18 protein-coding genes and 3 pseudogenes are annotated in these 22,076 nt (G+C 42.0%); 9 read left to right on the forward strand and 12 right to left on the reverse strand.

Annotated elements, in window-relative coordinates; translation table 11 throughout:
- Nucleotides 1-143: 143 nt before the first annotated feature.
- The 3 genes from NQ550_RS21145 to NQ550_RS21155 all read right to left on the reverse strand — a co-directional run bounded on the left by NQ550_RS21145 (nucleotide 144) and on the right by NQ550_RS21155 (nucleotide 4,003).
- A complete protein-coding gene (locus tag NQ550_RS21145; RefSeq protein WP_025581038.1) occupies nucleotides 144-1,502 on the reverse strand; it encodes an acyltransferase family protein in 1,359 nt (452 codons plus the stop codon).
- 333 nt (nucleotides 1,503-1,835) lie between these two features.
- Entirely contained in the window at nucleotides 1,836-2,600 is a 765-nt protein-coding gene (locus tag NQ550_RS21150) for a glycosyltransferase family 2 protein (protein ID WP_020993233.1), read from the reverse strand.
- Between the two features lie 2 nt (nucleotides 2,601-2,602).
- A complete protein-coding gene (locus NQ550_RS21155; RefSeq protein ID WP_022380407.1) occupies nucleotides 2,603-4,003 on the reverse strand; it encodes an exopolysaccharide biosynthesis polyprenyl glycosylphosphotransferase in 1,401 nt (466 codons plus the stop codon).
- A gap of 442 nt (nucleotides 4,004-4,445) precedes the next feature.
- Here NQ550_RS21155 and NQ550_RS21160 point away from each other — a divergent pair, with 442 nt between their 5' ends.
- From NQ550_RS21160 to NQ550_RS21170, 3 genes are all read left to right on the forward strand, one after another.
- The gene (locus tag NQ550_RS21160) at nucleotides 4,446-5,585 is read left to right on the forward strand and encodes a glucose-1-phosphate adenylyltransferase (RefSeq protein ID WP_025581189.1); all 1,140 of its coding nucleotides are present in this window, start codon (nucleotides 4,446-4,448) and stop codon (nucleotides 5,583-5,585) included.
- Nucleotide 5,586: 1 nt separating this feature from the next.
- Nucleotides 5,587-6,702, forward strand: a complete 1,116-nt coding sequence (glgD, locus tag NQ550_RS21165; protein WP_025581188.1) for a glucose-1-phosphate adenylyltransferase subunit GlgD — start codon at nucleotides 5,587-5,589, stop codon at nucleotides 6,700-6,702.
- 267 nt (nucleotides 6,703-6,969) lie between these two features.
- On the forward strand, nucleotides 6,970-7,566 hold the full coding sequence (locus NQ550_RS21170) for a 50S ribosomal protein L25 (RefSeq protein WP_025581187.1): 597 nt from the start codon (nucleotides 6,970-6,972) through the stop codon (nucleotides 7,564-7,566).
- A gap of 369 nt (nucleotides 7,567-7,935) precedes the next feature.
- Here NQ550_RS21170 and NQ550_RS21175 read toward each other — a convergent pair whose 3' ends face one another.
- The 3 genes and pseudogenes from NQ550_RS21175 to NQ550_RS21185 all read right to left on the reverse strand — a co-directional run bounded on the left by NQ550_RS21175 (nucleotide 7,936) and on the right by NQ550_RS21185 (nucleotide 10,460).
- Nucleotides 7,936-9,129 carry a site-specific integrase gene (locus tag NQ550_RS21175; RefSeq protein WP_025580843.1) on the reverse strand — a complete coding sequence of 398 codons (1,194 nt, stop codon included), beginning with the start codon at nucleotides 9,127-9,129 and terminating at the stop codon, nucleotides 7,936-7,938.
- Between the two features lie 78 nt (nucleotides 9,130-9,207).
- Nucleotides 9,208-9,412, reverse strand: a pseudogene (locus tag NQ550_RS21180) (excisionase).
- A pseudogene (locus tag NQ550_RS21185) lies at nucleotides 9,412-10,460 on the reverse strand (replication initiation factor domain-containing protein). The pseudogenes NQ550_RS21180 and NQ550_RS21185 overlap by 1 nt, the downstream one beginning before the upstream one ends.
- A 510-nt stretch (nucleotides 10,461-10,970) precedes the next feature.
- Here NQ550_RS21185 and NQ550_RS21190 point away from each other — a divergent pair.
- From NQ550_RS21190 to mscL, 6 genes and pseudogenes are all read left to right on the forward strand, one after another.
- On the forward strand, nucleotides 10,971-11,642 hold the full coding sequence (locus NQ550_RS21190) for a helix-turn-helix domain-containing protein (RefSeq protein WP_002322214.1): 672 nt from the start codon (nucleotides 10,971-10,973) through the stop codon (nucleotides 11,640-11,642).
- Between the two features lie 310 nt (nucleotides 11,643-11,952).
- Nucleotides 11,953-12,431 (forward strand): annotated as a pseudogene (locus NQ550_RS21195) (MGMT family protein).
- Between the two features lie 308 nt (nucleotides 12,432-12,739).
- Nucleotides 12,740-13,234, forward strand: coding sequence for a trimethoprim-resistant dihydrofolate reductase DfrF (dfrF, locus tag NQ550_RS21200; RefSeq protein WP_002322211.1), 495 nt, complete (start codon nucleotides 12,740-12,742; stop codon nucleotides 13,232-13,234).
- Between the two features lie 365 nt (nucleotides 13,235-13,599).
- Nucleotides 13,600-13,923: a type II toxin-antitoxin system Phd/YefM family antitoxin gene (locus NQ550_RS21205; protein WP_025581277.1), complete on the forward strand. Its 324-nt coding sequence runs from the start codon at nucleotides 13,600-13,602 to the stop codon at nucleotides 13,921-13,923.
- Nucleotides 13,920-14,249 (forward strand): type II toxin-antitoxin system RelE family toxin, encoded by a 330-nt coding sequence (locus NQ550_RS21210; protein WP_025581278.1) that lies wholly within the window; start codon nucleotides 13,920-13,922, stop codon nucleotides 14,247-14,249. Before NQ550_RS21205 ends, NQ550_RS21210 begins: the two co-directional genes overlap by 4 nt.
- Nucleotides 14,250-14,404: 155 nt before the next feature.
- Entirely contained in the window at nucleotides 14,405-14,815 is a 411-nt protein-coding gene (gene mscL / locus NQ550_RS21215; protein ID WP_025581280.1) for a large conductance mechanosensitive channel protein MscL, read from the forward strand.
- Between the two features lie 166 nt (nucleotides 14,816-14,981).
- On the opposite strand, the gene NQ550_RS21220 is transcribed toward mscL, so the two are convergent.
- The 6 genes from NQ550_RS21220 to NQ550_RS21245 all read right to left on the reverse strand — a co-directional run bounded on the left by NQ550_RS21220 (nucleotide 14,982) and on the right by NQ550_RS21245 (nucleotide 22,067).
- Nucleotides 14,982-16,532 carry a PucR family transcriptional regulator gene (locus NQ550_RS21220; protein WP_025581281.1) on the reverse strand — a complete coding sequence of 517 codons (1,551 nt, stop codon included), beginning with the start codon at nucleotides 16,530-16,532 and terminating at the stop codon, nucleotides 14,982-14,984.
- 107 nt (nucleotides 16,533-16,639) lie between these two features.
- On the reverse strand, nucleotides 16,640-17,275 hold the full coding sequence (locus NQ550_RS21225; protein WP_025581283.1) for a cobalamin B12-binding domain-containing protein: 636 nt from the start codon (nucleotides 17,273-17,275) through the stop codon (nucleotides 16,640-16,642).
- A 464-nt stretch (nucleotides 17,276-17,739) separates the two neighbouring features.
- On the reverse strand, nucleotides 17,740-18,276 hold the full coding sequence (locus NQ550_RS21230) for a DUF2284 domain-containing protein (protein WP_022381148.1): 537 nt from the start codon (nucleotides 18,274-18,276) through the stop codon (nucleotides 17,740-17,742).
- Nucleotides 18,277-18,428: 152 nt separating this feature from the next.
- Nucleotides 18,429-20,162 (reverse strand): ASKHA domain-containing protein, encoded by a 1,734-nt coding sequence (locus NQ550_RS21235; RefSeq protein ID WP_242833550.1) that lies wholly within the window; start codon nucleotides 20,160-20,162, stop codon nucleotides 18,429-18,431.
- Between the two features lie 374 nt (nucleotides 20,163-20,536).
- Nucleotides 20,537-21,172, reverse strand: a complete 636-nt coding sequence (locus tag NQ550_RS21240) for a corrinoid protein (RefSeq protein WP_008705414.1) — start codon at nucleotides 21,170-21,172, stop codon at nucleotides 20,537-20,539.
- Nucleotides 21,173-21,248: 76 nt separating this feature from the next.
- Complete coding sequence (locus NQ550_RS21245; protein WP_025578064.1) at nucleotides 21,249-22,067, reverse strand: methyltetrahydrofolate cobalamin methyltransferase; 819 nt, start codon at nucleotides 22,065-22,067, stop codon at nucleotides 21,249-21,251.
- Nucleotides 22,068-22,076 lie beyond the last annotated feature (9 nt).

Genomic DNA, 22,076 nt, shown 5'->3' on the forward strand with positions numbered 1-22,076 from the left:
CTCCATACGATAGATACTTTGATTATATCATACTTCCCAACTTCCGTCACCTGTCCGTTACAAAAATGTTAAATTCGCGTTAACTTTACAAAAAGAAGAGTTTTGAAATACTGTTTTTGTATCTCAAAACTCTTCCTTTGTGTTTATGGTTCTTTATTGTCGTCCATCGTTCTGGTAGTAGCTTCCAGTTCCTGGATCAGGTCTTCCAGCGAAAGCTCCTCTTCCCCTTTGATCAGTTCATCAGGGATATCATCCAGATTATCTTCTTCAATCTCCAGCTCCATGCCGGCCACATTGCTGAAGCCTTCATGCCTGTCAGAAGAAGTATGTTCCGGTGTGTCCTCGTCCATATTTACTTTCTCCATATGTCCGTCCTGCTCACTCTCTGAATCAAGCGTTGCCGCAAGCTCTGCGATAGCTTTCTTTCTTCTGAGAAGTTCATATTCATCATATTCGCTGTCATACTCTTCTTCCAGACCTTCATCTCTGACTGTCTTATCCTTCTTGATCAGGATAAATGCGATCAGATTCAGAACACCCGTATAGAGAAGATCCACAGGCAGACTTCCCAGTACAAGTACAAATACCAGTGATACTCCCAGAAGCACCCATACATTGTTCATTACAGGAAGCATCAGGATATATAAACCATTCATAATGATCATGATCGGATAATGGAAGAAATAAATTCCCATTGTATGTCGTCCCACATAGGTGAGCGGCAGTTTGATGTCCGGCACTAACGCAAGCATCGTATAGACAACTACGAAAGATACCAGATACATCAGCAGTCTGAGGATCACTCCCTGAGGATCCGTCAGACCGCAGAGCTGATATCCATGATTACCTCGGAAAATAGCGATTCCCATTTCATTTGGGATCATATAATTCGGTATCGCCCACAAAAGGACTCCGGAGATTGCCACCAGGATCCATTTTCCCTTAAATTTACGGATCGCTGTGATATATTCCCTCTTCCAGAGATACCCCGCAACAAAGAACGGGAAAAACACCACGATTCTTGAGGATGACAGGAATGTGGTAAATTCCGGTCTGGTTCCTGCCCATAATGCAAAAAGAATACTGAGCGGAACAATAAATCTGATCTTACCCAGGGCCTCAATGGTAAGGCGGTAAATAAACAGTGCCAGTATATACCACATGACACTTCCGGTAGGACGCAGTATCTCATAATCTACAGATCTGCCCAGCCATATCTGTGAATACCAGGTTAAGGTATATCCCAGAACATAAGGTATCAGCAGGTTCTTAAAATTCTTCAGCACATTCTGAGGTTTCTTTGACAGATATCCTGAAATAAAAACAAATGCAGGCATGTGAAAAATCGTGATCGCATACCACACATATCTCACTACAGTGTCTACCTTTACAAGGTTAAATGCAATAATATGGTTAAATACTACCAGAAAGATAAGCAAAACTTTAATGTTATCGATCAGGCAGGAGTACGGCACCGCCGCTCTCTCTTTTTTTATTTTCATGTTTAAGTACTATCCTCTAATCATATTTCTGACTTCTGCTGTGTGAACATACAACCCCATTCTGCCAGATTCTTCAGATGACCGGCAGACAAAAAAACGCACAGCAATGTAACGGGCAATTAACCGCAAAGTCATATTTACTGCAACAAGCATAACATATTTTTACGATTTATGGAATAGAAACTTAACATTTCGGTCAATGGAAATATTTTGTTAGTTACTGTTCACATACCACTATCCCGCGAGGTGTTTTGGCATGAATATGCCAAAATCCCGAGACATACAAGCCAAAATTCCATTGCCGCAGGCAATCTGGAATGAATTTTGGCTACGTTACTGTGAACGAAGTGAACAGTAGCAATATTTCCATATTCCATGTACAGCATAAGAACAGAAAAAAATACAGCTTCTGATCCTGCCGTAACCGGCGTATCTGTAGACATTGTAAGTCATGGCTGCTGATTTCAGTTTGTTTCTGGATTTGCCGCCTTCGCTGAGACGATATTTCAGATAGGGTTTGTTGATTCCGGCAGCACAGCCATATTTTCTCAGGATTTTCAGCCAGGTGATATAATCCTCATGGCTGTCGTCATGCTCCATGGGAAATTCACGCGCCACATCCCTTCTGAGTATTACCGAAGAACAGTTGATGCTGTTATGTTTCAGAAGTTCTCTGTAGGTGATCTTCTCTTTTACAGGGATTGTCCGTCCTGTACTGCTTCCGTCCGCTTTCATCAGTTCCCGCCCTGTAGAACACAGCACGTATCCTGTCTCTTCCAGACGTTTCAGCTGCTCTTTCAGCTTGCCTGACTCCCACCAGTCATCTGCATCCAGAAAAGCAATGTAGGTTCCCTGTGCCAGCCCGACTCCTCTGTTTCTGGAGCCTGCAGCTCCCATATTCTGTTCATTCTTAATATACCGAAAGTCCTCTCTGCCCTCATAGGCAGACAGGACTTCCTCTGTATGGTCTGTAGAACCGTCATCGATCACCAGAAGTTCCAGCGAAACTCCCTGTTCATAGACGGATTCCACAGCCTTTCTAATATATTTTTCTCCGTTGTAAACCGGCATGATCACAGATACCAGCGGTTTATTCATTGTCATTCCTCCGTTTTATTCTCTGACACTCCGGCGTTTTTCCCGGAATCCTTCAACGCATTTACCTGTCTGTCATCTACTCCCTCAGATACTTCTTTCTGGAAAAAGATTTTAACTGTCATAAAGATCAGCTTGATATCCAGCAGGAAGGAATAATTCTCAATATAAAACAGATCCAGCTTTAATTTGTCATAAGGAGTTGTATTATACTTACCGTAGACCTGCGCATATCCGGTAAGACCTGCTTTAACCTTCAGACGATAATAGAATTCCGGAAGCTCTTTCTCATACTCAAGCATGATACTTTCACGTTCCGGGCGCGGACCTACCAAAGACATATCTCCCTTAAATACATTGAAAAGCTGAGGAAGCTCGTCCAGATGAAGATTTCTCAGCACATGACCTACCGGTGTGATACGGGAATCATGCTTGGATGCCAGTCTTGCACCGTTTTTCTCCGAATCTACGCACATACTGCGGAATTTACAGATCTTAAAGGGCTTTCCACCCAATGTCAGACGGTCCTGAAAATAAAACACCGGACCTCTGTCGTATGCTTTTACCGCAATCGCTATGATCAGCATGATCGGTGAAGTGATTATAATGCCGATCCCTGAAATCAGAATATCCATAACTCTCTTTGCAGCACGCTGGTCTACTGCCAGTCCCATATTTCTGGATACCAGAAGCGGTGTGTCAAAAAGATGGATGCGTTCACTTCCCATAAGAATGATGTCCGAAATCTTCGGACTCACATAGCATCGGACAGAATGTGCAAAACAGTATTTCAGATAACGGTTTCTCTCTGTTGAATGCAGATCCCAGATGATCACGCCGTCATAATCCTGCATCATCTGATGGATTTTTTCTTCTCCCACACTGATGTGTACCTTGCCGCTGATGTCATATTTGTCCTTTCGGGAATTCATCTTATGGATCAGGTCGTCCCCCGGATCCCGGTCACCGTAAATGACCAGAAGCCGGCGTGCGCGGTAAAGTCCGGAATAGATATACCTTGAACCAAATATCCAGATAATGATCAGCACCAGCTGTATTCCTGTCATCTCGATCATAGGCCATACGCTCAGGAACCACCTGTTGATCAGGGTGATCTCCAGATATTCCACCACATTGGTACACAAAAGTGCCAGTGTCAGCGAATAAAATACATCAATCCTCTTAAGATATCCAACCTTAAGTCCTCCGTACAATTTGGCAAACAGGGCAAACATCAGACCGTAGATTGCGATCAGTACCCAGTTACCTTTGCGCCAGAAAGGCTCGTCGATCTGTCCTCTGTAAACGGAATACCACACCCATGCAAAGACCGCCGCCTGTGCCAGAACCACCAGACTCGCCAGACAAAATACGATAAATCGTTTATAATCTTCTCTTTTACTCACGTGATAACCTCTGTTTCTCTGTAACTGTTCAGTATTTTCACAGTTACGCGTTTCTTCTATAAATTCCTACCTATTATAGCGTAAGAACTATTATACGTCCACCCGTTTCACTTAAATTTGTGAACAAATGTTACTGTTCACACAGCATTATTCCGCGAGGTGTTTTGGCATGAATATGCCAAAATCCCGAGACATACAGGCCAAAATTCCATTGTCGCAGGCAATCTGGAATGAATTTTGGTACGTTATAAGCATAATTTACAAATATCTTTAATCCCCTGTCATGCGATTCGTCTCGATATTTGTATATAATGTATAATTTTTCGTCGATTTTACTTAGTTTGTAGCAAAGTTTTTACATATTTTTTTCAGAAACCTATGGAAAAATGTCAGGAAAAAATGTATAATATTACCTAACAAATGAAAGCGAGGGTTCACTATTATGAAACAAAATAGTATGTTGGCCATGATCCTGGCCGGCGGTCGTGGCAGCCGTCTGCATGATCTTACCAATAAAGTGGCAAAGCCGGCCGTTTCATACGGCGGTAAATATCGTATCGTAGACTTTCCTTTAAGCAACTGTGCCAACAGTGGCGTTGATGTTGTAGGTGTACTTACACAGTATGAATCTATCCAGCTGAACAGTTATGTGGCAGCCGGCGGACGCTGGGGTCTTGATGCTAAAAACAGCGGTGTTTACGTTCTTCCTCCACGTGAGAAAGCAGATGAGAATCTGAATGTATATCGCGGAACTGCAGATGCAATCTCCCAGAATATTGATTTCATTGATAAATTTGATCCTGAATACGTTCTTGTTCTTTCCGGTGACCATATTTATAAAATGAACTATGACAAGATGCTTGCAGCCCACAAAGAAGCAAAGGCAGATGCAACCATCGCAGTTATCGGAGTTCCGATGAAAGAGGCAAGCCGTTTTGGTATCATGAATACTGACGAATCCGGACGTATCGTAGAATTCGAAGAGAAACCTGAGCATCCGAAGAGCAACCTTGCATCCATGGGTATCTATATCTTCACCTGGAAACTCCTCCGCAAGATGCTGATGGCTGATATCAAGAATCCAGATTCCAGCCATGACTTCGGTAAGGATATCATCCCTACTATGCTTAACGATAACAGAACTCTTTATGCATATAAATTTGAAGGATACTGGAAAGATGTTGGTACCATCGACTCTCTCTGGGAAGCAAACATGGATCTGTTAAGTTCCAAGAATGAACTGGATCTGGGTGATCCGTCATGGAAGATTTATACAGAAGATGTTACCGCACTTCCACAGTACATCAGCGCAGAAGCAGATGTTAAAGATGCATATATCACACAGGGCTGTGTTGTTCAGGGCGAAGTTAAGCATTCCGTTCTCTTTACAGGTGTTAAGATTGGTGCAGGTGCCATAATTATCGACAGTGTACTGATGCCGGGTGTTGTTGTAGAAGAGGGTGCCGTTGTTCAGCGTGCACTTGTAGCTGACGGTGTCCGCATCGGTAAAGGTGCAGTTGTCGGTGCCGCAGACAGTGAGCACATTGAGCTTGTAGCGAAACGCGTAAAGGGGGCAGAATAATATGTATAAGGCATTTGGAATCGTAAGCTCTTCCGGGAGAAATATTTATGTAGATGGTATGCAGGATTATCGCCCAATCGGTGCGTTTTCTTTCCTTGGCAGATACAGAGTCATTGACTTCCCTATCTCCAATATGACCAACAGCAACATTGAACGTATTCAGGTCTATATCAATAATAAACCCCGTTCTGTTGTAGAACATCTTGGAACAGGACGTCATTACAATATCAACTCCAAGAGCGGCAAACTTCAGCTTCTCTTCTCAGAGCACAATAATGACAATGATATCTATAACACCGATATCTCCTGCTATCTGGACAACATGGAGTCCCTCAGCAGAATGAATCATCCGTATGTTGTCATTGCCCCGAGCTATATGGTTTATTCAATTGATTTTGACCAGTTTTTACATACACACATTGAGTCCGGTGCAGATGTTACTCTCCTTTATCACGCTGTTGATAATGCAAAAGAGGCTTATCTTACCTGTAATGTTCTGGGACTGAACCGCCAGAAAGGTGTGGAATCCATCGAACCGAATCATGGTAATAAGAAGAATCAGTATGTTTATATGGATACCTGTGTTATGAAAACAGAGCTTTTCATCAGCCTGATCAAAGAAGCCAAGAATCTTTCTTCCATGTATACACTGGCAGACATCCTGAATGATAAATGCGAAACTCTGGACATCCGCGGCGTTGCACACAAGGGATTCTTTGCAAGCATTACAGACTTCCCAAGTTACTATGCTGCAAACATGGCTCTCCTTAATTACAAGTCAGCTCAGGAACTTTTCCATGATAACTGGCCAATCTATACACGTACCAATGATTCCTGCCCGACTCAGTATTTCAATACTGCAGATGTGAAGAATTCCGTAATCTCCAACGGTTGCCAGATTGAAGGTACTGTTGAGAATTCCGTAATCGGTCGTGGATGCGTCATTAAAAAAGGTGCTGTTGTAAGAAACAGTGTTGTTCTCGCTGAAGTCACGGTAGGCGAGGGTGTTCACGTAGAGAATGAAGTAGTTGACAAATGGGCAAACCTCATTCATAAAAAAGAAATCGTTTCCCCGGCTGAACAGCCTGGTTATATCAGAAGAAATGATACTCTGTAATTAATGATTAATTAGATTAAATGCAAAGCTCCCCGAAAGTAGTCACTTCCGGGGGGCTTTGTTTGTGTTTACTTAAACTTCACAAACTCTTCACATTTTCCTCTTGCATTTTATTTCTAGCGTGTTATAATACAGCTGTAACAAAGATAAAGAACAAACAACTGAATACTCAAAAATACTTAACACCACCTGGAGCATTTCGGATGCTCATAAATTAAAGATAGTGTCAAGCGTGTCACCTCAGCTGTAAAATGGAGGAAAAGTCAAATGAATACTTTAAAAGCTGAAAAAAGAACAATGGACACAAAGGCCAAAAGATTAAGAAGAGAAGGCTACGTTACAGGTAACGTATTTGGCAGAGAGATGGAAGGTTCTCTTCCTGTTAAAATCGAGAAATCTGCTGTCGAGAAACTTCTCAAGACAAGTAACAAAGGAAGCCAGATTATGCTGGATGTAGATGGTCAGTCATATGACGTACTGATCAAAGAAATCCAGTTCAATCCGTTAAAAGGACAGGTGGATGAAATAGATTTCCAGGCACTGGTAAGCAACGAGAAAGTACATTCCGTAGCAGAGATCGTACTTGTAAACCACGACAAACTGGAAGCCGGTGTATTACAGCAGCATCTGGAAGAAATCTCCTTCAGAGCTCTCCCATCAGCACTGGTAGACAAAATTATGGTAGATGTCGGTGACATGAAAGTCGGCGACGTAATCAAAGTCAAAGACCTCGCCATCGCCCAGGACAAAGATGTAGACTTAAAGACAGACCTTGAAGCTGCAGTTGTATCCGTAGCCGCCGTTCACGTAGACCCGGCTCTGGAAGCTGAAGAAGAGGCTGCTGCCGAAGAAGAAGCTAAATAACATAATATCTCTTTTAACATTTATTCAGGTACGCTTAAGCGTACCTGAATTTTTTTTGCCAGAATATAATATTCCAAACAGACGTTTACAACTCGAATTTGTCACCTGCACATAACAGAATAATCACTAAAATAACAAGAATGCGATGCGCAGTTATTCGATTATTTATTAGAAAATATAATTGCATTAAAATTTAAGAGAAAATTATATATGTCTTTTTGACTATCTTTTTATATCTTCTTAAATGTCCGCAAAGCCTTATTTTATCGGCTCTACGGGCATTTTGCTTTTGTGGTAAACCTCACATATCTAGGTCTATCTTCTTATATTTTCGCTATCAAGCGTGGTTAAAATCGTGGTAAATACTTCTTATGCGATTAGACGCTGAACCTCTGATTTTGCAGTATCTATGGACGCATGAGCATACCAGTTCATTGTAATACTGATATTTGAATGCCCCATGATATACTGTAAATCTTTCGGGTTCATATTCTTGCTTGCCAGCCTTGTACAGAACGTATGGCGTAGTGTATGCGGTGTGATATGTGGCAATGGGTTGTCCTTATGGTTCTTATTGTATTTTTTTACCATACGGACAAAAAGCATAGTGTAATCAATGGCAACTTTGGGCTTGCCTTTGTGATTGACAAATAAGAAGTTGCCCCGTCCGTCTATCACAAATGGTTCTGCCTTTGGGCGTTTCTTCATAACCCGTTGAAATGCCTGTATCGTTTCTCTGCTTAATGGTACTTGCCTTGTTCCGCTTTTTGTCTTAGGCGTTTCAATGTAATAGCCCTGTTCCTTGCTTTTTAATAACTGGTGGTCGATAATCACAACTTCATTTTGGAAATCAATATCGGCTACTGTCAGTCCGCACAGTTCCGAGATACGAAGTCCTGTCTTTAACAGTATCAGCACATCATCATAATACTTGTGATACACATTGTCCGTCTTGATGAATGAGAGTAGGGCTTGTTCCTGTTCCTCTGTCAATGCGACTTTCTCTTTGGTATCATTTTCTAGGACTTCACTCAACTTGAAATCAAAAGGGTTTTTCCTTACGCAGTCGTCTTGTATGGCGATATAGAACGACGCTTTTAACGAGCGTTTATGGTTGTTAATGGTGTTATAGGAAAAGCCTTTATCTTTCATGCGTAATGCCCATTCTTTAGCGTCAGAGGGTTTTATCGTATCAATGCTCCTAGCACCTAACTTGTCCTCTTTCAATAACCGCATGAGCTGTTCCCGTTGTTTCTGTGTGCTTTTCTTCACGTTTGCCCTCTGTACGTTCTGTTTGGCATAAAGTTGGCAAAGCGTCATTTTCTTGCCTGTGCTGTCGATACCGTCCTCAATATCCCGTCTTATCTGCTGTTCCAGTTCACGAAGTGAGGATTTTTCCCGTTTTCCCTTTGGTGTCGGGTCTGTGGGTGTCAATCTCCAAGCATACACATATTTTGTGTTTCCAAATGCGTCTACATATTTATATAAGTATTTTCCGTCTGTTCGTTGGCTCTCTCCAGTATGCAGGATACGACCTTTGCTATCCCGTCTTTTTTCTTTCATGGTGTCTGCTCCTTTCCTTGTTGGAAAGAGCCTTGATATGACTTGTGTTCATCATAACACATACAAGGCTCATTTGCATTAGATTGCGTCCAATTTATCAATAACCTGTTCAAACTGTCGGCGTTTAATCTGTATGCGGTTGCCATTCATAATGAGCCACCCCGACGTCCTTGTTTTCCTCTGCCAAGCGTCTTAACTTGTTTTCTCCGATACGGAAATACTTTGACGCTTCTTCAATGGTAAGGGTGTATTTTTCCCATACAGGAATATCGTTGTTATTCATCAGATGCCCCCTTTCCCATGTTTCGTGTCATACTGGATATAGGGGATAAGGTCGGTGCGGTCTATCCTCTGTAAGTGGGCGGTTAATTTACTGGAAAGGGAAGTGCTGTATCTTGCCTTATCGAGCATAGTTCCCACTTTTTCCAGTCCGCCTAATGCGTCATGTTCTTCTAAGAAGTAAAAACTTTTGACAGCGGAAATCACGCCACCCTCTGTAAGCCATTGCTGTGTTTCCTCAAGGGAATTATGTAGTTTCGGCACTTGCAGTTTCAAGACTTCCACAGCCCCTAAAAAGCGTTCCCAAAACCGACACGTTTTCCATCTGCTCTTATTGCTTTCATTTCTGTTTGGCACGACAAAGCGTAGGTTGTTTGCCAATAGCCCGAAAGCCAGTTCCCCAAGTTCAAGTGGTCTGTCTTTGAATGTCATGGCAAAAACATGAGCCTTATCATCACGCAGTTGCATTTCTGTCCGTTTCCAACTGCCGACTTCATCAAGCGTCTTATCATGTTTTGAACAGACTTCCTTATCCTTATCATAAAAGCGGTAGGACAATCCCGATTTTCCAAAGACCGATATAAACGGTTTTTGCGGTATCGAAATCGTCAAACTTGCTTTCGTCGAAGTGGTAGCCCTCACTATTCGAGATAAATTCCTCTTTTTCGCATTTTTTCTTTATCTGCTCTATGGTAAAGAATGGCTTTTCGTTCTTATCATCAATGGCAATATCAAGTCTTGTGAAATGGAAGTTATCCCGTCCGTATCTTCGCTCACAACGTCGGAACATATCTCCAAAGGTATAATTCCTACTGTCGAGAATACGGAAAATATCATCACAACCTCTGCCAGTCATAACAAGATAACAGCCTAGCCCCTGTGGGTTGTCCTCTGTCTTTCTTGCGTCCCCCGATACATAAATATCTCCAATCTGCCGACGTGCTTGATAAGTCTTGAATTTTATCGTTGCTTGGATACACATTGAAAATATCAGTCGGTAAATCTAAAATGTGCATGATTACATCTTCAGCGGTTGCGGTATCAAATACAATGCTGATGTAATCAATCTTAACGGATAAATTTTTGTGTGTAGTTATAGTGCATTGCTCCTTTCGTATGCCCCGTTTTTTGCGGGGTAAAAATTGTGTTTTTTCCTTTATTTATCACAGTTTCTAGGTACTATGACATGTATACGCAGGGCGGTGTTACATATACGCCCTTTACGAACGCCTAAAGGCGTTCCCTTTCTTCCTGTGTCTGCCCCGTTCTTAACGCTCACGAGCCTTGTAAGGCTCGTGGCTAAACGGAACAGCCCCAGTCAGAAACCTTATTTTCGGTCTGATAGTCCATGCTTATTCATGCTATCAAAGTGAAAATATATATTTTATATGCTTACTCAAGCGTGTGATTGACCCTAGCGTGCTTAATCACTCTGTCTAATACGATAATAACTCCATTAGAATTACTTGTCAAGAAGTTTTTGTTGACTTTTAGATATAGATTAAGTATGATATGCTTATAAATACCAAGAAAAGCAACGAAAGGAGCGGTTATACTAAGTTATGGAGCATTATGAAAAGAAAATCAGTTTCTTAGGAGAAAACATACAGACCATAAGAAAACACAGAGGAATGAAACAACAGGAACTTGCGGACAAAATCGGTATCAATATGCAGAGCCTTTCCAAGATTGAACGTGGCGTGAATTATCCTACCTTTGATACGTTAGAGAAGATAATGGACGTCTTGGGTGTAACGCCCAATGAATTATTGTCGGGAGAATGGAAGTATATTGACCACACCGAGCCCTATATCATGGATATTATCAAACGGGAACAAGACTTCAATGTTTCCTTAGATTACCTGTCTGAAAATGAATTTTTCGATGATGAAAAAGAATGCACATTTTACAAGGCATATAAACTCATACAGTATATCCATAACTACATTACCAATGAGGTTACGGAGTTGGAAGAACTTATGGAAATCAAGCAGTTGATACAGCGTCAAAAACTGGAACGCATGATAAAAGTGCATAAGGAAATGCGAGGGTTAGACCGATACAGAGAACAGCCCAAAGAGTATAAATACCATGACCCTTATGATGATTGGATATTTCGTCAGCTTGCGGATATAGACAACAGAAACAACATTCCCGACACTTCTCCACAAGTAGACTTCAATGAAGCAGACTATGAAGATTATCTAAAGGCGAAATGGAACAGAGGTCTTTAATTTCCTCTTGCATGGAAGATACAGCAAACAAAAAGCCCAGTAAAGAGTGCAAAGCACCACCAATGGTGGCAAGGCTCTTGACAGGGCTTTTTCTTTTCTGTTGTGGGGTAATCAAGAGGAAGAAAGAAAAAGTGTGCATTTTTGTTCCATAAATGCTAAGGGTATGCTGATTTTTATTGTGGCGGATATATGGAACTGTTATAATATGGATATGAAGAAAGCGACAAATTTGAAAGTGTTAATAATTTTCAAACAGCCTCATTGCATGGAAATAAGAAACAGACTATCCTTAAAGTAGGAGGTGGCACAAATGGCAAATGAAGATAAAAAAGATTTTAATGCTATGTTGCATGATAGTAAGGATATGCCAAAATTTCAAATTATCATAGACCAGAAAAGTATTGAGAAATATGGTGGAAACAAAATGTATTTTGCTCCCCGATTGACTATGACAAAGTAATGAAAAAAGTTCCGTATGGTAAAGTGATTACGGTTGGAAAAATACGAGAACACTTTGCAAAATTGAGTGGTGCAGATTTTACAGAGCCGATTACAGCGGGTATATTTGTTTCTATTGTAGCGTGGGCGAGTTATCAGCGTTCCGAAGATGAAACACCCTATTGGAGAACATTAAAAGCAAACGGAGAATTAAATGCTAAATATCCAAATGGTATTGAAGCACAGAAAGAAAAATTAGAAGCAGAGGGACATACCATTATTCAAAAGGGGCGTAAAAATATACGATACTATGTAAAGGACTATGAAAATTCTCTTTTTGATTTGAAATAGGCAAATTCTATTTCACAATTTCATATCTCTATACACAAAGCAGTTAGTCTTAGGATTGACTGCTTTTTTCATACCTAAATTTCAGATTGGAGTGATGAAATGGTGTTTGTTAGAGCTGTTCACTAAGATTATCGGTGCATAAAATTTTATTGTGGTGCAGATATGAAAATGATATAATGTGGATATGAAGAAACGGACAAACTAGAATTTGTCGAGTCAAGTTAGTTCGAGATAATTTTGAGTTTGTTAAGATGTGGTGCACTTGATGGAATCACAGGTACGACATCATATTATGGAGGATGAAATAGATGATAGGTTTGATTGTTGCGAGGTCAAAGAATAATGTTATAGGCAAGAATGGTAATATACCATGGAAAATAAAGGGAGAACAAAAGCAATTTAGAGAGTTAACAACGGGTAATGTGGTTATTATGGGGCGAAAGTCTTATGAAGAAATCGGTCATCCGTTGCCTAATAGAATGAATATTGTTGTTTCCACCACAACAGAGTATCAAGGAGATAATTTAGTTTCAGTTAAATCATTAGAAGATGCATTATTATTGGCTAAAGGACGAGATGTATACATATCTGGTGGATATGGACTATTTAAGGAAGCTTTGCAAATAGTAGATAAAATGTATATCACAGAAGTAGATTTAAATATTGAAGATGGAGATACATTCTTTCCAGAATTTGATATCAATGATTTTGAAGTTTTGATAGGGGAAACACTTGGTGAGGAAGTGAAATATACGAGAACATTTTATGTAAGGAAAAATGAATTGAGTAGATTTTGGATTTAGGGTGTTTTCATAAATATATTGCTTTTTATGCATATATAAATTGTTGTAAGACAAATCCCAGTTTGACAATTTCATATCCATACACACAAAGCAGTTAGTCTTAGGATTGACTGCTTTTTAAAAAGACACCATTTAGGTGTAATGATGTCTTTTGGGTGTTATTTTATAGGTCATATCAAGGCTCATTCAATCGTGGTAAATTCGTGGTAAAATGAGTTTTTTCTATACTTCAAAATACTTGAAAGTATAGTGTTTATGCGGATAATCGAAAATTAGATATAAAATTTATATATAAATTTTAATGCAATTATTGATATTTATTTGCATTATGAATATAATAAAAGAAAAAAGCAGGAGGTGTTCTTATGGCAATTGCAACAAATATTTTACAATGTCTGGTTCCAATTTCACAATTCAACAAAGGCCAGGCTTCAAAAATATTTGACCGTTTACGTTCCGAAAAAGAATTAATCGTACTAAAGAATAATCAACCATCAGCAATCATCCTGTCTCCCGAAGAATACACCAGACTCACAGAGATAGAAGAAGATTATTTCTTATTGCTGGAAGCCAACAAACGACTCGAAGAAAACGGTTCAAAACCGACAGTTCCATTATCCTCTGTTTTAGATGAACTTGGAATAACCGAAAAAGAATTAGAAGAAACGGAGGATGTTGCTATCGAATGACATGGAATATAGAATTTCTCGAAGAAGCTAAAAAGGATCTGAAAAAACTGGATCATTCCGTACAGCTCCAAGTTGTAAAAGGAATTGAAAAAGTCAGAAAAAATCCTCTTCCCACAGATAAAGGAGGATATGGAAAACCTCTCGGAAATAAAAACGGAATCAATCTTACAAATCTTTTAAAAATAAAATTCCGGGATTTAGGTATCCGAGTAGTTTACAAATTGGAATATGTAGATGACATTATGAAAATAATCGTCATCTCAGCACGAACAGATGAAGCAGTATACAAAGAAGCTGCTAAAAGACGAGAGAAAAATAAATTCTGATTTCATAAGAATAGTACATCCAAAAGCATTGTAACAATATCTCATCCGCATTGTTACAATGCTTTTTTAGGTTTTACTAACCTCTATAAATAATTGACCATTCCAGTCATCTACGTTATCATAATAGTATCACACCTTTTAAGGAGGAAATTCCAATGAAAAAATTCATGGAAGAATTCAAAGCATTTGCCCTGCGTGGCAATGTCATGGACATGGCAGTCGGTGTTATTATCGGAGGTGCTTTTTCCGGAATCGTAACCTCTCTGACCGACAACTTCATCAATCCGATTCTTAACGTACTCACAGGTGGAGCTACATACACACTTCAGGATGTATCCGGATTCGCATCCTCATTCATCGCATCCGTAGTAAACTTCATCATTATGGCCTTCATCCTCTTCTGCCTGCTCAAAGCCGTAAACAAAGTCACCTCCCTCGGTGCAAAAAAAGAAGAACCTGCCGCTCCGACAACTAAGAAATGTCCATTCTGTATGAGTGAAATTGACATCAAAGCAACACGCTGTCCACACTGTACTTCACAGTTACCGGAAGAGAATGCGGAATAATCCGTAACCGTCCAGTATGTTCGAAAAATGCTTTACACAAGATGTGCGTCACAATTTGTTGGAATGATTTTTCAAACACGAACGACCTTTTGACCCTGACGTTTTTCGCCAATGTGCCAGTCCTTTTTACTGTATTATATTTTGCATACACACTATTCTGCTGTCTCTATTCCTTTTCTCGCTCCTGCTCCAGCAGCCTGAATGACAATTCCAGATAAAAAATTTCCTCCGGATCATCCAGCTCAGACTGCAGGATTTCCTTAATCCTGTCCAGCCTGTAAAGAAACGTACTGCGGTGGATAAACAATTCCCTTGCCGCCTGAGTTGCACTGAGATGCTGCTCCAGATACACTCTCAATGTCTCCATATACTGAGTCTGATTCTCCTCATCATGCTTCTTCAATTCCAGCAGCCCTTCATGACAGATCATTGTTCCCGGCAGTCTTCTTGTTGCCTGTTCCAGAATATAAGTCAATGCCACCTGACCGAAATAATGAATCCACAGATAAGGCTTCTTACGGCTTCCTACATCCAGAGCCGTCTTCGCCTGCACATACTGCCGTCTCAGACTCATATGTCCTGTCATCACCCTGCTGTATCCGGCTTTCAGATAAGTATCCCTGATAAAATAAACCAGTTTTCCGGCTACTTCCTCCTGACTTTTTCCAAGTCTGGTAAGGTCAAAAAACGCCACAATTTCATCCTGATAAAGAAAACTCACAGAATCCTCAAATTTCTTCTTAATATATCGGCAGATTGCCTTTGTGGAAAGATTCTGCTGATTCAGATAGGTAATCTGCAGGATCAGGCACATATATTCATGATTTCCACTCCATCCCAGTTCACTCAGTTCTCTACTCACCTGCATATAATCCGCAGTTCTGTCCGACAAAATCCTGACAAAAATCTGCTCCATATCCCTGTCCGGATCCTCTTCCTCCGCTTCATGCGCAAGCAAATACTCCAGTTTCTCCACCAGAATATCCAGTACACAGATAACTCTCAGTGTAATCTCTGATCTGCACTCAGTCAAAACCAGCCTGTGAGTTGCTTTCCCATCCACAAACAGATTTCTGTTCATCGAACGACATCCACTGATGTAAGCCGGAAACATCACATATTCATGCGTATCTGCCATATCTCGATAAGTCTCATTCTGCAGAAGCGCATTTACATATTCCATATTCAACCCGTCATCTGTATACAGCCGCGCCCTCGGCGGCAGATACTCGCTTCCCGCTTCCGCCACGAAGGTAAAATCCAGTCCTGTTACAGTCATCGGATTCTGCAGAAATTCCGATGTCACCTGCAAAAGCCTGTCCATTCCGGCGTGTTCTAACATCAAATTATGGAGCTTCCGTTCCCATTCATCAGCCGCATCAAAAATCTCCTGCACATCATTCATAAATTCTGCTATTTCTTCCAGACTATCAAGTGCAATATGAATATACGGAATCTGCTGAAGCTCTTCTGATGCAGCATCAATTTCCTCTCTCCCACAAAATACCCAGAGTATATTTTCAGCAGTCAGAACTGCCGATTCCCACTCTTTGTCATATCTCTGTACCACATAAACATGCCCATGTCGAAATGTTTCTTTTTTTTCATAACACAAAAAGGGGCGCAGATATCCGTCTGAACCGGATAAAGTTCCCCTTTCCGTAATTTCATATTTCTCTTTTATTTTTTCATATAAATAAACTGATGACAGCTGCAAGTCTACAATCCTCCTGTCACATAATTGAAGCACCTATTTTACCAGTCAATTCTATAGCAATTTAACTCACATTATGTCTTTCTTATACGTACCTGTCAGCCCGGTTCTCACACAATAAACGTCTTCGCAACTTCCACAGCCTCAATACAGTTCTCTGTATAGGCATCTGCTCCCATATTCTTCGCCAGCTGCTCCGTTACTGCACCTCCACCAACCATAATCTTAAATTTATGCTTACTACTGCTTCGTTTCAGAGACTTCACCACCTGCTCCATCTCCGGGATTGAAGTACTCAAAAGCGAGGAGATACACACGATCGACACATCAGGATTCTGCTTCACTGCACGCAGAAACTGCTTCTCAGAAATATCCACTCCCAGATCGATCACCTTAAATCCGGCACTACGAAACATGATCGCAACCAGATTCTTACCTACATCATGCAGATCACCTTCCACCGTTCCAAGGATCACAGTTCCGATATTCCTCCTGCCAAACTGCGAGTCCTGTTCCTCCAACAATTCAAAACCCTTGCGCACACTTCGGGCTGCTGCCAGAATTTTAATAATATCCGCACCATTGGATTTGTAATTCTCCCCCACTGTTCGCATAGCCGGAGTCATGGCCTCTTCCACAATCCGCCCTGCAGGAATATGCTGCTTCAATGCCTCCCTCACCAGCTTCTCTGTCTCCCCCGGATGTCCGTCTTCAATTGTTTTTCTTAACTGTTCCAGTACTGTCATATCCTCAAGCCACCCTTAATACCTTCTGCCAAAAATCCCCCGCCTTGCGGCGAAGGATTTTTTGTTTTTTCAAACACGCTCTGCGCTTTCAATATCTGTATTTTATCATAGCTCACTGTTATTTACAACGAAAACTGACTTCCCCTTCCGCAACCTCCACAGAGAATGTTACTGTTCACTCCGTTCTCAGTAACACGCTTCGCGATGCAGGAAATATGAACCTCCTTGTGCAATGCCCAAGGAGTATCGTTTGCTTCGCAAACTTAATTTATGCTAATCGCATAAATTCGCGCGGTATATCTCGGGTTTTCTGTGACCTTCGCTCACAAAAAACACCTCGCGGGATATTACCAGTGAACAGTAACCAGAGAATTTACTTGATTTAAATCAAGCAGATATTCGTAATCCGCTTCGCTACACCAAATAACTGCTCCGCAGGGGACTTACCTGATTCGGCTAAAATGTTATTCCAGAAGGTAACAGCTCGTATAAGCAATCGTACAATCCCCATAATAATACTGTAGCTCATTGGCCTGGCAGACCTGTGTTACCAGCATCCCGTAAGCCTCCATCGATGAGAAAGCCTGTTTCGGAAACCTGCATGGAGCATCCGGATAAGTACAGACCTTACATTTCGTACAGCATCCCGCACCAATCGCCAGCATATCCGGATAAATCTCCCGAAGTTTCTTCTCAAATTCCACAAAATACTCCTTATGTCTGGCTTCCGTTTCCATCATTCCCTCGCCATCAAAAACATCCTCCAATTCACCAACTGTCTGAACAATAATCCCATACTTATACTGCCGGACTTTCGCTTCACATTCCTCAAGAGAGCCACATCCCGGAGGACAGCTCCAGCACTTATCATACTTATGACAGGTATCCGCTGCACACATCTGTCGAACCTCCGGCTTCAGCTCAATCGTATCACAATCCAGCAACACCACATGCGAAAACCCCTGCTCCATTCCCATTTGCTCTATTTTTTTTATATCCATAATCTAACCCCTTACTCTCTTGTATAATCTATAGCAACCTCATCAGGCAGATAAAATTATCCTCTTTGCGCCTCAGTTCTGCACCGAATAACTGCTCCGCAGTTTATCAGAAGAAATCTGCACTTCTCAATAATTCAATCAGGCGGATAAAATCATTCACCTGTCTCAAATCCCAGTTCATCAATAAAATGATCCTGAAAATCAGCCGAAGCAGCCAGCTCAACGAATTCAATCTTTCTCACCAGCTCATCCATCTCCAGCATTTCCTTCTCATTCACAAGTGCGATCTTCGCACCCTCACCAGCAGCGTTTCCCACTGGTTTCACTTTCTTCACAAGCGTCGCCGGAAGCAAGCCAATTTTCCCGGCACTGACCGGATCCATATAGTTGCCAAAAGCACCTGCAATATATACCGAACAGATATCATCTTCTGTAATCCCAATCCGCTCCATAAGCATCTGAATTCCCGCTGCAATCGCAGCTTTCGCAAGCTGAACCTCTCCGAGATCCTTCTGCGTCAGATAAACTCCTCTCTCATTACCGCCCCGCTCTGGCGGTACCAGAATAAACACACCTTGCTTCTCCTGTCCGCTTCTCAGCACACCATTCTCATCCAGCATTCCAGCATCCAGAAGACCCGCCACCAGATCGATCAATCCCGAACCACACAAACCAACCGCCGGCTTATTCCCAACAGTTGTATAGTTCCACTTCCCATCCTCATACTTCACATGATCCACAGCCCCGGCCGCGCCACGCATTCCACACTCAATCTTCGCACCCTCAAAAGCAGGCCCGGCCGCAGTAGAACAGGTCACCATCCGCTCCCTGTTTCCCAGAACCATCTCACCATTCGTTCCAATATCGATCATCAGAGAAATCTCTTCCTGCTGATCCTGCCTGATAGCCAGCAGACATCCACAGGTATCCGCTCCCACATATCCTGCAATATCCGAAAGCATGAGCAACTCTGCACGCTCCTGCACAGCCAGACCATAATCCCCCGCATTCAGCACCAGCCTCTCACTCACAGCCGGAGTATAGGGCGCATGTACCAGCGAAGCCGGAGAAATCCCCAGAAACAGATGATGCATACAAGTATTTCCCACAACACACACCTGAAAAACATCCTCTCTCCTTATCCCTGCATCCTCTGCCAGACTTCCCAACATCTCATTAACCGCTTTCCGAACACACATACTTAACGCTTCTGTTCCATGCTCCAGCGCATAATTCGCCCGCATGATCACATCCGCACCATACTGCGCCTGCGGATTCATCCTGCTCTCAACTGCCAGAGTCCTCCCATCCGCACCATCCAGCAAATACCCCGCAATGGTAGTCGTCCCAATATCAAACGCTGCCAGACACCTCCGACCAGCTTCCTTCCTCATTTCCAGAATCCGCCGTCTACTGTAAATCACATACCATTCATCAGAATCCCTGCGCATCCCATACAATTCACCCGCCAGCTTCAGATCCACCTCCATCTGCCCCGGCTCAACCTCACCATCTGTCTCCGCCAGCGTATCCAGCAGCCTCTGCCAGTCCGACCGCTTCTCCCCTGTTTTCGCCTTCTCCAGCTCAACCTGAGCCATCCGTAGTCCCGGTTCAAACACAACTTCTCTGTTAAATCCATCCGTCAAAATCTTTTCATTGCCAGCCCTGTCCAATGTCTCCACTACACAAGTCTCACCTTCACCAATCCGCACCTGACACGCCTTAACAACTTCACCATCAATCTTAACCAGACACTTCCCACATTTTCCCAGCCCGCCACAAGGCGCATCCGGCCTCAAACCCGCCCGAATCTCAGCTTCCAACACAGACATCCCGGCATTCACTTCTATCTCAATCCCTTCACGCACAAACTTAATCCAAGCCATAAAAACCTCCCACATATCCAATCCAAACATCACAACAGCCAGCTCAGAAAAATATTTTATTTCATGTGCATTTGCAGGGGTCTTAGATATTCTTAGCTCTCAGAAATCTGCGTTATGAGCAGACTGTATCACTGTCTGAGCGAAGTTTGCAACGGAGCGAGTTTGAGAAGGCTGCTCATGCCTTTAGCAGATTTCTGAGAGATTAGAATATCTTAGACCCCGAAACCGCACATGAAATAAAATATTTTTCTGAGCGTCCCTTTTCCCATTATAACATACTCCAAAAAAATCCCAAAATACACGAAAGGACCACTCCCCAGAGCAGTCCCCTCATAATATTTTCATGTTATACTAAACCCGCACAAGCAATCAGATCAAGCCGCCAACTTCTTAGCCAGTGAAGCCGCACTAGCCGCATCATCAGAATATCCGTCAGCACCAATTTCCTCAGCAAAAGCCTCTGTAATCGGCGCTCCGCCAACCATAACCTTAATATTACCTCTGAAATCCGCCGCATTCAACGCCTCAACAGTCTCCTTCAGAGCCGGCATAGTAGTAGTCAGCAGCGCAGAAAGAGCAATGATCTTAACATCCGGATTCTCTTTATAGCACTCAATAATCTTAGCCGCCGGAACATCGACTCCAAGATCGATCACCTCAAATCCGGCACTCTCGATCATCATGGCAACCAGATTCTTACCAATATCATGAAGGTCACCGGAAACCGTAGCAATGATAACCTTACCAAGTGCACCTGTAGAACCAGATGCCAGATGCGGTTTCAGAACCTCAACACCTTTCTTCATAGCACGAGCTGCAACCAGCATCTCCGGAACAAAGATCTCACCATTTTTGAATTTCTCACCAACTACAGACATCGCACTGATCATACCATCATTCAGAATCGCAACCGGATCATCACCCTCATCAATGGCTTCCTGTACAGCCGGTCCTACTAATTTCGCTTTCCCTTTTTCAACTAATTCCGCAACTTCATTTATCTTAGACATAATCAAATCCTCCTGTTATTTCTCAATTTCAGATTCCAACCACTTAATTCATTTACACAGTTTCTGCAGATTCAACCTACTTCTTCTTTGTTGTACCAATTAAGCCTTCTCTGTAAGCCCCTATATATTCCATACAATAATCATCCAGACCAAGTAATGCTTCTGTTGCATAAACTAGTCCAAGCATATCCTTATTTGTCGGATCCATAATTCCACTGTCCAGTCCTGCATTCATTGCCAGTACCAGGAACCCGTAATTAATCAGCTTACGAACCGGCAGATTAAAGGAAATATTACTGATTGCTGCCGTAATATGAATGGTCGGATACTGCTCACGTACACTTGTAATCGTCTCAATATTCGTTGCAATACCATCCTCAGAAGTACAAAGCATCTCAACCAGCGGATCAATGTGAATCCTGTCCGGAGCAATTCCGTACTCTTTCGCTTTCGCCATGATCTTGTCAAAAACTTTCAGACGGTCTGCTGCACATTTCGGAATACCTGTATTGTCACTCAGCAGCGCAATTACCTGCCATCCCTCATTTCCCGGCTCAGCCATGATCGGGAAAATCGTATCAATCTTATGTCCCTCTCCTGATACAGAGTTAAAAATTCCAGGTTTCTTACAGAACTTATAAGCCTGTGCCAGAACATCCGGACTCGGGCTGTCAATTGAGATCGGAAGATCTGTAACCTCCTGGATACAGACGATCATCCATTTCAATGTTTCCACTTCTTCCGCTTCCGGAACAGAAGCGCAACAGTCAATATAAGTAGCTCCGCTTTCCGCCTGAAGCTTTGCTCTTGCTTTAATAAATTCAGAGTCTCTTTTCGCGATCGCTTCTGCAACGATCGGGATAGAACCATTAATTTTCTCACCAATAATAATCATTTTCAAACA

Source organism: Blautia wexlerae DSM 19850 (assembly GCF_025148125.1).
GTDB classification, from domain to species: Bacteria; Bacillota; Clostridia; order Lachnospirales; family Lachnospiraceae; genus Blautia_A; species Blautia_A wexlerae.